At 36.9% G+C, this 11,480-nt stretch carries 11 protein-coding genes and 1 pseudogene; 1 reads left to right on the forward strand and 11 read right to left on the reverse strand.

Annotation, left to right across the window (positions count from 1 at the left end):
* Positions 1–290 precede the first annotated feature (290 nt).
* From ACFVSW_RS14880 to ACFVSW_RS14895, 4 genes are all read right to left on the reverse strand, one after another.
* Complete coding sequence (locus tag ACFVSW_RS14880) at positions 291–821, reverse strand: P-loop nucleotide/nucleoside kinase family protein (RefSeq protein ID WP_387317367.1); 531 nt, start codon at positions 819–821, stop codon at positions 291–293.
* Positions 822–1,154: 333 nt separating this feature from the next.
* Entirely contained in the window at positions 1,155–1,673 is a 519-nt protein-coding gene (locus ACFVSW_RS14885; protein ID WP_387317370.1) for a hypothetical protein, read from the reverse strand.
* Positions 1,674–1,754: 81 nt separating this feature from the next.
* Positions 1,755–2,615 (reverse strand): RNA polymerase sigma factor SigJ, encoded by an 861-nt coding sequence (sigJ, locus tag ACFVSW_RS14890; protein WP_387317373.1) that lies wholly within the window; start codon positions 2,613–2,615, stop codon positions 1,755–1,757.
* Positions 2,616–2,672: 57 nt separating this feature from the next.
* A complete protein-coding gene (locus tag ACFVSW_RS14895) occupies positions 2,673–3,866 on the reverse strand; it encodes an NAD(P)/FAD-dependent oxidoreductase (RefSeq protein WP_387317376.1) in 1,194 nt (397 codons plus the stop codon).
* A 649-nt stretch (positions 3,867–4,515) separates the two neighbouring features.
* Between ACFVSW_RS14895 and ACFVSW_RS14900 the strand changes: the two genes are divergently transcribed.
* The gene (locus ACFVSW_RS14900) at positions 4,516–4,893 is read left to right on the forward strand and encodes a hypothetical protein (RefSeq protein WP_387317379.1); all 378 of its coding nucleotides are present in this window, start codon (positions 4,516–4,518) and stop codon (positions 4,891–4,893) included.
* A gap of 415 nt (positions 4,894–5,308) precedes the next feature.
* On the opposite strand, the gene ACFVSW_RS14905 is transcribed toward ACFVSW_RS14900, so the two are convergent.
* The 7 genes and pseudogenes from ACFVSW_RS14905 to ACFVSW_RS14935 all read right to left on the reverse strand — a co-directional run bounded on the left by ACFVSW_RS14905 (position 5,309) and on the right by ACFVSW_RS14935 (position 11,034).
* Entirely contained in the window at positions 5,309–6,400 is a 1,092-nt protein-coding gene (locus ACFVSW_RS14905) for a DUF3626 domain-containing protein (RefSeq protein WP_387317427.1), read from the reverse strand.
* A gap of 306 nt (positions 6,401–6,706) precedes the next feature.
* Positions 6,707–7,072: a hypothetical protein gene (locus ACFVSW_RS14910; RefSeq protein WP_387317381.1), complete on the reverse strand. Its 366-nt coding sequence runs from the start codon at positions 7,070–7,072 to the stop codon at positions 6,707–6,709.
* 693 nt (positions 7,073–7,765) lie between these two features.
* Positions 7,766–7,979: pseudogene (locus ACFVSW_RS14915) on the reverse strand (IS1595 family transposase); the annotation flags it as partial.
* 232 nt (positions 7,980–8,211) lie between these two features.
* Positions 8,212–8,685, reverse strand: coding sequence for a GNAT family N-acetyltransferase (locus ACFVSW_RS14920; RefSeq protein WP_387317383.1), 474 nt, complete (start codon positions 8,683–8,685; stop codon positions 8,212–8,214).
* 266 nt (positions 8,686–8,951) lie between these two features.
* Entirely contained in the window at positions 8,952–9,293 is a 342-nt protein-coding gene (locus tag ACFVSW_RS14925) for a hypothetical protein (protein WP_387317385.1), read from the reverse strand.
* Between the two features lie 529 nt (positions 9,294–9,822).
* The gene (locus ACFVSW_RS14930; protein WP_387317429.1) at positions 9,823–10,260 is read right to left on the reverse strand and encodes an SMI1/KNR4 family protein; all 438 of its coding nucleotides are present in this window, start codon (positions 10,258–10,260) and stop codon (positions 9,823–9,825) included.
* A gap of 168 nt (positions 10,261–10,428) precedes the next feature.
* A complete protein-coding gene (locus ACFVSW_RS14935) occupies positions 10,429–11,034 on the reverse strand; it encodes a hypothetical protein (RefSeq protein ID WP_387317388.1) in 606 nt (201 codons plus the stop codon).
* Between the last annotated feature and the right edge of the window lie 446 nt (positions 11,035–11,480).

The following is an 11,480-nucleotide window of genomic DNA, read 5'->3' on the forward strand; positions in this document are numbered from 1 at the left end:
TTCTTTTTCTTCTTCAACAATCCTGCCAGTTACTTGAAGAAGAAAAAAGCGACCTTCGTTATTGAAGTATCGCACCCAGTTTGTTTAAGTACATTTTTTCACAAACTTTATTTTTAAAAAAAGGGGTGAATATGGTAGCTCTTGTTAACCATAACTTATCCTTTAATTTAACTTCCTCTATACCAGTATAAAAAGTGTTAATCCTCTTAGCTTAAATGCACCCTATTCTTTGAAACAATAAAGGCTTTTAAAACAGTTTACTCATATGCCTAATGAGAGGAAAATTATTCTTAATATTTAATTACAATTTCTCCTTCTCCTTTAGGAACTTCGAATCCATTAAGGAAGGAAGCTAATATTTCCTCTGTTATTGGAAAAGCAGCATTTGCATCAAACCGGTTACTTCTTATCTTTAGACGTTCACGTAAATCATTAGGATTAACTTTCAAATAAATAAGACGCCATTTACCTCCAGCAGTTTCAATTATCTGCTTATATTCATATCTTTCAGACTGTCTCCAAAAACTAGAGTCAACCACTACTTGTTGCTTATTAAGAATTAACTTTACTAGTTTTTCAAGCAACCTTAAGTGAGCTTTATCCAAATACTCTCTATATTTTTCAATCGGATAATCAATCCCGTATCGACCATTAGTAGACCAGACTTCTTCATCTATAGAAAGTCGTACAAACCCAGCCTTTTCTAACTTTTGTGAGAAGGTAGTTTTTCCAGAACCGGCTATTCCACACATCATTACAACTAAAGGTTTTAAGTCATCTCTTTCAAGATTAAGTTTATCTAAGACAGTTTTTTCAAGCACACATTTCCCCCCCTTTTAATAATCCTATTCCCAAAATTATATTAGGTATTCTGTGCTCTCTTATAAGATTCCTTCTTTCACTAAACTGCTTCAATAGTTTAATAAGAGAAAATAAAAAAGCTACCATTGGCAGCTAACGGGTTCGGTTGATGGGGAGAAAAATGCTAATATCAATGTAAATAACAAGCTAATTAGCATATATTTCAACAGTAAATCAGCTATATTAATGGCAAGTAAAAACGCTCTGAGCATTTTTTGACGTAATATTTTACCAACCTAAATGAACCAAAGTCTTCGTTTGTTGAATATCAGAATATCAAATTTAATTCGCAATTACTCTTGCATCTCTAACCATTTTTTTACTTTTTCATCCATCTCTTTTTGTAATTCTTCTATATTTCCAGTATCTTGTTGAACTAATTTCAAATACTTTTCAGGAAACATTTTTTTTAAAGAGGACGGATACAATTCGCCGTCATGAGGTTCCGTGTATTTGATAACAGAATACTTTTCTCCTTTTTTACTTAAACGAATTACGGCAGGCAATGAATGTCCAGCTCGGTTTTCTATCCCAGTGGATTTATTAAAACCACCATAATAAGACCACATATAGACACTTAGAACCCCGTCTGATTCACTCGTACCATATACTTTATGGACTTCAAATTGCTTTTCTATATCAGAGTTTATCGAGGAGTATTTTTGAATAATGAAATCAGAAATGACCTCATCCATCTCTTCGGTTATATGTTTATCTCCATCTATTAGGTTTACTTCATTGCCGTTACAACCAACTAAAAAAACTGTTCCAAATAATAAAAGTAAAATACTTGATTTTAATATGTTAAACAATAGATTCATTCCCCCCAGGTAGCGTATTGGTTTGGGTATATGGTGCCAATTTGAGTCTGACGAAGGCATGTAGTCAACTATCTAAACCCTCATTAACTTATCCGGGTTTCGTACGATGTAAATTCTGTCACACTTTCCGTGGCGAGGTTGTATAAATATAGCGGCTACGGTTTCGTCTCCCGCACGGAGTACGATACTGGTCTCACCATTCAAAGGAACTATCTCAAAGTGGAGACTTCCCTGATAATAAGACGCTATGCCCTTGTACCCAAGCAGGAATTGGGCCACACGATCACGTGTTTGTACTGGATGCGTAGACGCGATTACTTTTCCACCTCCGTCGGTGACGAGCATGACGTCCTCAGTCAGCATGGACAGCACATGATCGACGTTACCTTCCTCGAGGGATGTGATAAAGCGGCTTACCCATTCCGATTCGACCGCTTCGGCCACAACCGTCTCCTCTTCGGATATTTCCATCTTGCTTCTTGCCCGGCTCATCAGCTTGCGGCAATTCGCCTCTCGCTTACCAAGCAGTTCAGCTATTTCAGGATAATTGAAGCCCAGCGCCTCTCGTAGGACGAAAACCACCCGCTCTGTCGGCGTCAACCGCTCCAACAGTACGAGCATGGCATAAGACAGCAAATCGCGGCGGACGACAGTTGTCTCCAACGTATCCTCCTTCGGAGTCGGAATCGGTTCAGGGAGCCACGGACCGACGTACACTTCCCTCCTCTTTCGTGCCGACTTCTGCAGATTGAGACAGCGATTGGTTACCATTTTACACAAATACGCCTTTGGCTCTTCCAAACGTTCAGGATGTATATCGAGCGCCTTAAAAAATACGTCTTGAACCACATCTTCCGCGTCTTCTGCAGAGCCTGTCAACTGATAAGCCAGCGTAAACAGTAGTGCTTTATATTGATCATATAGTTCTTCCATTCGCTGTCTCTCCTTTTCTGGGCTGTTAGAAATATAGCAATCTTGGTCTCTGTGTTTTTATCGAAGGTAACTGGCTTGATCCTCTACCAGCTTCTTGATTTTTCCCGGAATCTTTCCTGTCATGACCATATCGAGTCCCCAGGTGCGTATCCAGAACACCCCTTTTTGCCCTAGTGCGATGGTGAAAGCATCCATATTCGATTTGGCTGAATGATGACTTGGAGCCGGACGGCCCTCCAAATCTGCCATCACGATTTTCCCCAGTCGTAACCCCTGCTCCCCAGCTTCAAAGCACGTCATCTGAGTTGCTCTGCCGTCTCTCGGATCGACGATTCCCGCACAGTCGCCAATGCTGTAAACGTTCGACATCCCTTGTACGCGATAATATTCATCCACCAGTACCTTCCTATCAGGAGTAAGCGGCAAGCCCATACCCCGAAGTCCCGGATTGGGTATCAAACCCAACGTCCATATACATAGGCCAACCGCCAGACAATCGCCATTGCTTAGCGTCACCACCCCTGCTTCCTCTCGTAGCGCCTTACGCTTGTGAAGCACTGTTACTCCACATTCGATGAGCTGCTGATCCAACTTCCGTCTAAATTTCTCCGACACTTCCAGGAGCAGTCGTTCCTGTGCATTCAGCAAATAGACGGAGGTATCGGCCGGGTTCAGACCTAGCGCCGCTGCTTCCTTCCGCATGGCGAGCGCCAGCTCGGTGGACGTCTCAATGCCGCTGATGCCTGCTCCTGCAACCACGATGGTCATCAGTCGCTTTTGTTCCTCAGGATTCGTCTCGCGAGCAGCCTTCTGCAGATTGGCACGCCAGCGCTCCCGGATGTCTGCCGCAGCTTGCGGGTCGGTCAAGGCGATGCCACCCTGATCGGGATCCGGTCGTCGAACGATGCTACCAACCGCCACGACTAAAAGGTCATAGTGAATTTGTGCATCATTTCCTTGCACATCCGTATATCGAACCTGTTTTTCCCCACTATCCACAGACGTAACCGCACCTTGTACGAATTCAAATCCTTTTAAAACTAAATTATTCCAGGGGATTACAATCTCTTCCTCAACCGCGGTCGGCCGGAACAACCTCAATTTGCGCAAATGACCGGGCTGATTGTCTAACAGAACAAACCGAATCCGCCGTCCATTCGCCATTCCTTGGGTCGTTTTTTGTATTGATTTAAGCGCTTGAAGCCCTGCATAGCCGCCCCCGATAATGATACATGTTAAGTCGTTCATCATTCCTCAGCTCCTTTTTTATGTTTCATACATATAACAATGTAAGGCTCTGATTTGTGACATCGGAAACGAACGAATGAGAAACCTTGCAGGGCCCGCTTAATCAGCCGTTTATGTTGCGCTTATTCCAGAATTCTACCCTTTAAGGGCATAACTTACAATTTCCAGGTGAACCAAATAATTTCCTTCCTTACTCCACAATATGGCCCGATTGTTGAAAAAATGCTAATGACGATTGTTCAACTAAACTGCCCGTTAGCACAAGAAGCGACTGCCCTCGTTCAGCAATCGCCCCCGTTACTTTAAGTACAATATTTCACATTCTCCTTCATTAATGAGATCAAAAACGGTGATGCCTATAATAAGCATTGCATTAGTACTACTTAATAAATGTGGTTTTAACAGAGAAAGGGCTCCAGTTAAGGAGTCTTTTTTATTCACTACACAACCCATAATTTGTAATAAATTCATACTAGATGCAGCAGAGGGCAAAAAAGCCCTAGTAACCCCAGTGGGGAGGAAAGATTGGCAATTTAGTATCTCAATAACTACTTTTGCAGAGTCATTATTTTTTTAGTACAAGTATCCACACTTCGGTATAAAACCAATCATAATTTATCTTAAAGAGTTGAAAAGAGAGGAGTAGAAGTTATTGGAGGAGAATTATAATAAAGAAAAACAAAAGCCCAATGGTGAAATTGACCCTTTTTCAAGTTTCCTGTTTGGAAACAGTAAACAGAGAGAAACTTACAAAGAAAACGAAAATAATTCACAAGAACAAAAAGAACACTCATCTTTCCATAGCAGTTCTAATCGGATTGATGATTGGTTTTTTGGCTCGAGGAGAAAAGAACAGAACAGTTATCCAACCACTCAAAAACAGATAGAAAATCTTCTTAACAATGTGGATGTTGAATTGCTTATGGAAACCATCGATATGTTAGTCGAAACATCTAATCAATTTAAACCATTAATTAAAGAAATCACCCCTTTTTTTAATCAATTTATTAAAAAATTCAAAACCAAATGAAATATAGAGTATTAGCAACTTCCGTTTCTAATTCGCTACAAAGCCTATATTTCATAATAAGGAAATGAGTTTGTCCTAAAAAAAGCCTAGTGAAATAGCCCTTCCATCCTTAATTTCTTAACATAAATTGTAAGGAGTAAGTCTAAAGGAGGGCTATAAAATGTTTGGTTATGGTGGATACGGCGGATGTTGTGGTGGCTATGGTTACGGATTAGGCAACTCTTGTTAAACCAACCTGCCCGTTACTTGAATAACAAAAAGGCTTTACTCTTTATTGAAGTAAAGAGCGCCGTTTGTGGCATAATAAAAAGCCGCCAATCAAGGCAGCCTGATCTTAAAGCAAAGCACCCGTTTAGTGCATTACTTCACAATCGTATTAATAAAATAAAAGGGAGACATAAAAGAATCCCCCTTATTATTTCAATATCGTATAAGACTTTCCATATCTAACTAGAACATGCCACAATAGCTTTAATTCCTGAAGTACCTCCTTAAAGCTGCCGCGCTCCTTCCAATTTTGAGGATTACGTTGAAGGTCCATTACGGCACAACCAATTACACTTGCATTGATACAATTATTTTGTGCAATGCGTTTTGCCAGAGAAGGCATGGATGGTCCTCTAAAGTCAGAAGGAACTTCATCTACCTTAAGAACAAAGCCCCTATGCCAATATAATTCAATTGAATACTTAAGACATAGTTTTTCTAAAGTTGTTCCGATAATCGTCTCTTTAAAAGAAGGGTCTGCAACAAGCAATTCCACATCTTCTTTAAGTGATATATCCCCATGAACTTGGGCTTCGATGTAGTGATTAAGATTCCGATTTGGTTCTTTTTTTTCGAGGTCCGTTAACTTTTTCTTGAGTTTAACCAGTAAATGATTTATTAATATTGTTGGTGTCATATCCCTTTCACCAATTGCAGATTCCCTAGAGAACGCCTCTTCTAAGAGTGCAGCTAAAATCATATCAAACTCTTCATACGTCCCCTTTTCCCTTGGGTCTTGATGAGAATCTAAATACGTAAACGTAGAGCGATATGAAACTTTTGGAGATAAAAGAAAGTAACATGAGCCAAAACGTGAAGCTGGTCCATCTGAGTGTAACATTACATTCAGTGCACCGTATTTTGGGCGTTGATTATTAGTTGTACCCTCCGTTTGATATGCTCCTCCAAAGATTCTATTCTCCCAAAGGTCACGTTCACCACCTGGAAGAGCAGATACGCTACCGTTTGATATAAGTGTTTCAAACTGACTCCTATATATTCCCTGCTCTAATAGTGCTTCGGCAACGCTTTTCATAGTTGAATCTGGTCTATCGGGATGAAAATGGAGTCCAATTCGTGCGTTAGCTTTTAATCTTATAACCGCATTTTCGAAAATGTCATCTGGGATATTCGACATTTTTAGTATATGATTTATTATTGCTTTAGCCTCAAGATTATGGTTCCTGGCATAATTGGTAATATAGTCCATAGCCAATTGTTGAGACCGAGATAATTCCACCAATTAATTGTTCCTCCTTTCAATTAATAACTTCTTTTATGTGTTCTATATATCTCCAAAATAAGCAAGAACAACAATAACATTTTAATAAAAATAATATACTTCTTCTCAAACAACAAATATATTTTGTAGTAACTCTTATTGAACTAAACTGCTCTATAGTTTAATAAGAAAATCCGCATAATGGTTCTATAAAAGCCCCCTCTCTTTTAGTTCACATTTATATCGTATTACGCACTACTATTAGTTCCAAAATAGGTACTCAACTAGTCCGCAGATACCGAATTTGCATAGACTATTGATGACTCAGAACAAATTTTGTTTACGGAGGATGTTTAATGCATAATATGCTTTTTGGTATTCCTTATGGTGGATGGATAGGCTGTCCGCTTCAATATTGTCCACCTCAAGCGATTCCATCTCAATATGATCCACCTTTGGTTTCACCGGCACACCATCATCCTGTCTATACTCACTTTTTTCATAATGGATACGGAGCATTGATTGCCGTACCATTAGCGGCAGCGGTCCGGTAGCAAACGAAGTGATAGTTCCCCTTGATATCACAAGACTTTGGGTTAGATAATCAAGATGGGCTAATCCGTTAGCCATCCATGCAGCGGAAAAATCGTCGTTGCACCACAGAGAATGAAAATGGGTAGGAAGTGTCAATACTGATACTGACCTTAATCCAGTCAACCCTAATCCATAGGCTTATTAATTAACGCTCTCCTCTTTTTTTTAACGATTGAGCAGGGTCTTCTTTAGTATTGTCATTTTTTTATACTTGAAGAAAATTTATTTTCATGGTAGCTTAAGAACATTTCTTCACAATCTCATTTTAATAATTACCTAATAATAATTTGGTGCACTACAATTATTCGATAATAGTTAATTAATACCTTTTATTATTAGCTCTGTAAAATTCTTGATTATTAGATAAAAAAGAAGGGAAACTCAATTTTTATAGTTTCCCATTTCTTATTTAACATTTAAACCGTAAGAAAATTTACCTTAAGAGTTCTTTGTCAGTAATTTTACCATCTTCAAATGTCCAAACTCGATACATTTTTTCATTTATTTCCACTACCAGTGTATATTCAGAGAACCATTCTCCCCACTGTCCAATACTATTTACAGTGTCTATTTTGGTTATTTCGGGATGATTCTGCAATACTTTTTCTCGAACAGTATTCAATTTAAATTTTGTGTATAAGTTAATTGAAACAAACATCACAACTACAATAATAACTATTGAAAAGAACCATTTTTTCAGTAAAACCACCTCCACCTTACATAATTTTACCCTGCCAATTGAGATAAAACTGCTTGTTAAAATAAGTATTACACTGTGAATTTCGATAGTCACAGACTGTCATATGTGTCAGTCATTTCAAATACAAATGATGTTAATAGAAATTATAATATGCTGGTTAGTGCTTTCGTTACTACGACTATCGACAAATAAGAACTAAGCTAGGTAATTATCCAGATACTTTGTAGCCCCACCTTTAAAGCTGTCTATCCAATGTTTCAAACGAGAATGTAGACCATTCACATTTTGGATGTGAAACAAGCCCTAAATAACTAAGGTACTTTCTTCAACTGCCCCGTAGTGGAATAAGAAGAAGGCTACCGCTGCACCCCCCGCTGTTCAACTAATGCACCCTGTAGTTTAAATGATAATCTTCACAATCTTTTTTTACCTTACCAAAATCTAATCCCTTAATGTGTAGGGGAATACCAAAAAGACGCCTTCTTACTAAAGAAAAGCGCCCTATAACGTAATAAGCACCCTACCTTTTGATTTCTTAAATGAGGGTGAGAATAAACTCCTCCACATCTTCACCACGTGCATTGGAAAACCCGCTGTCTTGACCAGTGATCGTAAATCCGCATCTTTCCAGTACCTTGAGTGATCCGATGTTGTCTTTGGCAGCACGAGCATAAAGGGGACGAATTGTAACGTGTTTTAGAAATTCCCTTAAAGCGTTAGTTGCAATTCCTTTACCCCAATATTCTTTTCCAATCCAATAGCTAACCTCTGGTTCTCCGAACTGCTCAAAACGTGAAATATGACCAACCACGTTATTTTCGACAATGATCGTTTGCTCCATAATATCCTTATCCGTAAGAATTTTGTTCCAATGTGTAATGAAGCTATTCCAATCACCGGGGTCCTTACTCGTAAAGGCAGCCATATGGTTTGCTTCACGGTTCTGTTGGTGCTTGAAAAAAATAGGAAGGTCATCCCCAACCACGTTCCGAAGCATTATGTTACTCATCAAACTCCTCCTTTATCGTTTACTTTATTTTAACAAACATGCGTTCCTGTTTCGATAAAATATTGGAATACCAAATCCATTTTATGAAAACAAAAATATATTCTGATCAAACCACTTTGATTTGCCTCTAATAATCCTTTCACTTATTCTATTAAATGGCCCGATTGTTGAATAAAAGCTAATGACGATTGTTCAACTAACCTGCCACATTAGTTTAAGAACATTTCTTCACAAACTAAGTCGTTATTTACATATCTAATGTTTATCTATTCCTTTTTACCCTTATAATAAGCTAACGAGTTACCAATAATCATACAAATAAGTCCACCTATCCCAGTCGATATAAAAGATAGTTCTTCTTTAAAAAAGGACCAACTTATAATCACAAATATAATAATTAACCAGCCTAAGACATTTGTTATTTTAAGTTTTATTCCTTCACCTCCATTAGACTTAGGCAAGTATAAGCTAATCGCGTTTAAAAAAATTCCAAATAATGCAATTAATGTGCCGATTATAAACCAATGAGTTGATAAAAAAGTTTGAAAATATACCCCTACCATCATTAAGAGTAAGCCAACCCAAATTAATATTCTTCCTTTTTTCATTTTTCTTCTCCTCAAAAGAAATTTTTTATTAAGTTTTAATACAATACCATCCAATCTAAACTGCCTATGTTTTTTTCATTTTCTTGTACTAACCTGACCCGTTAGTTCAACAAGAAAAAAGACCGCCACAGCGATCATCATCTTTAACTATTGCACCCGTTAGTTTAAGTACAATCCTTCACAATCTCAAATTTCAGCTCAAAATAAAAGTTGTTTTTTGAAGAGCTAAGCCTTTCAGAAAAACAAAGTAAAACTGTTTTTTATTATCTTGTTTTTATCAAACGTACCAAAGAAAAAGCTAGCAAAAAGAAAACAGTAAAAAAAATGATTGAACAAATTATTAGAGTTATCACCAATAAAAATATATTATTATTAAAAGGTCCTACATATGAAAAATTGAAATTCCCTGAAAATTGTGACCCGATAAATTTTACGACTCCATATACCACAATAAATAGACTAAAATTTAAAAAGAGTGAATATATAAAAGACTTTCTTAGAATTTTCAATACATCACCTTTTTCCTTTTCTAAACGCCAATCTGATCAGTAAGCCAACCTTCAATAAAATGTTTTAATGAAGCAGCTACCCAGGTCCGACTATCATCCTCGTGATTCCAAACATAAATATCGGTTTTATCTATGGTCCCATTCTTTAATATTGCATAACAAAATAAATCTCCATTTCCTGCGTCCGAGAAAAAGAAAAGATTATCAAATGGCATATAAATATCTTTATAATCTTCATAATTTCTAAAAGACAGATTGTCCTCAATAATTTGGGAAGTTGACCAAACCAAAGGACAATTCCAATTATCGAATACTCCATTTGTTTCATTAAATAACTCAGCTAATTCTTCTGGCAATTGAACATTTAATTCTTTTTGAATTTGAGCAATTTCATAACTTGTTGCGGGTTCTTTAAAATGATGTTCCTTCGAAATAGAAGAGATAAATTTCTCCCATATATTGGTATTTCTCCTTAAATTTAATATTGAATATGTGTTTTATATTCAACTTCATTACTTAAAAATCCTTCTTGAAATAACCTGCACCGTTAGTCGAATAAAAAGAATTGCAGCTGCAATCCTTCTTGAACTCAAACACCCGTTAGATTAATAACCTTACAAAAGCCCTTACCTGATAAATTCAGCCTTAAGCAGATAAACAACATCGTATTTTTTTAACGCATTCATATGACCATCCACATCTTTATAAAAATCGGAGGAAAGTGAACTCATACCACTTTTATCATTTGAATAACAAATACTTGCTAATACTGTTTCTCCTTCAATCGAGGTATTTCCTTCTTGAATGTTCCCCCACACACTTGACATTTTATCTAACCCATTTGAATTTGAATCAAATCCACTTATCGAATCCGTGCTACTGTTACTGCTAATACCAATATTAAAAGTAAGTTGCTTTGTACTTTCGTTTGTTTTTGGGAGTGCAAAGATAATGGAGCCATTTTCCTCTATCTGTGAGGTTATATGACTTATTTTATCATCAACCAATTTACCTGATTCATATTTTTCAATCCATACGGATACATCTTTATATTCACTATCTACGTTGAAATCAAATACAAATGATTTATCTGAGGTGGTAGTAAGCATCGCATTTTCTTTCGTTGCTAATTCAGCAACGGAAACAGTGTTTGATTTGGAATTGTTTTTATTACAAGCACTTAAAGTAAATACCAGTAGTGCAGATATTATTAATACAAATAACTTTTTCATTTTTATTTTCCCCTTTTATAACTGTTTTCCAATTCTAACCTTTCAAAAAAACTGACCCTTTCATCAAAGAAAAGTGGGCGATTTCCTTTTTGAAGTATTGCCCCCCTTAGTTGAAGAAAACAAGGCAATTGAAACAGCCTTGTTAATGAAATTAATACGTAGATTATTGTCTAATTATATATCCGTTTATATCATTAATGGTTCTTTCAAAACAGTATAGTCCGTTCGGTCTTGAATTTATTTATGTAGGTTAAAAACTTCTAATTGACCTTTTTTCATACTGTTTCCCCTTTAGAATTTTTATTCTTAATTAGACTAAATTCGACAACAATTTGAAATAATCCTTCTTCAACTCCCTCAGTTTAATACGAATATCTCTCGAATGCTCACTTATTCGCAGGATTTCATATCCCTTGTAATTGGATTTACTTGTAATTGAAATGAGT

This window comes from Neobacillus sp. NPDC058068 (assembly GCF_042885335.1).
GTDB lineage: Bacteria > Bacillota > Bacilli > Bacillales > Cytobacillaceae > Neobacillus.

What these genes read in the sequence shown, in the direction of transcription:
- sigJ (WP_387317373.1), bottom strand. Translation starts at nt 2,615, where the DNA reads ATGGAAGAACTATATGATCAATATAAAGCACTACTGTTTACGCTGGCT.
- ACFVSW_RS14895 (WP_387317376.1), bottom strand. Translation starts at nt 3,866, where the DNA reads ATGATGAACGACTTAACATGTATCATTATCGGGGGCGGCTATGCAGGG.
- ACFVSW_RS14920 (WP_387317383.1), bottom strand. Translation starts at nt 8,685, where the DNA reads ATGAGTAACATAATGCTTCGGAACGTGGTTGGGGATGACCTTCCTATT.
- ACFVSW_RS14925 (WP_387317385.1), bottom strand. Translation starts at nt 9,293, where the DNA reads ATGAAAAAAGGAAGAATATTAATTTGGGTTGGCTTACTCTTAATGATG.
- ACFVSW_RS14935 (WP_387317388.1), bottom strand. Translation starts at nt 11,034, where the DNA reads ATGAAAAAGTTATTTGTATTAATAATATCTGCACTACTGGTATTTACT.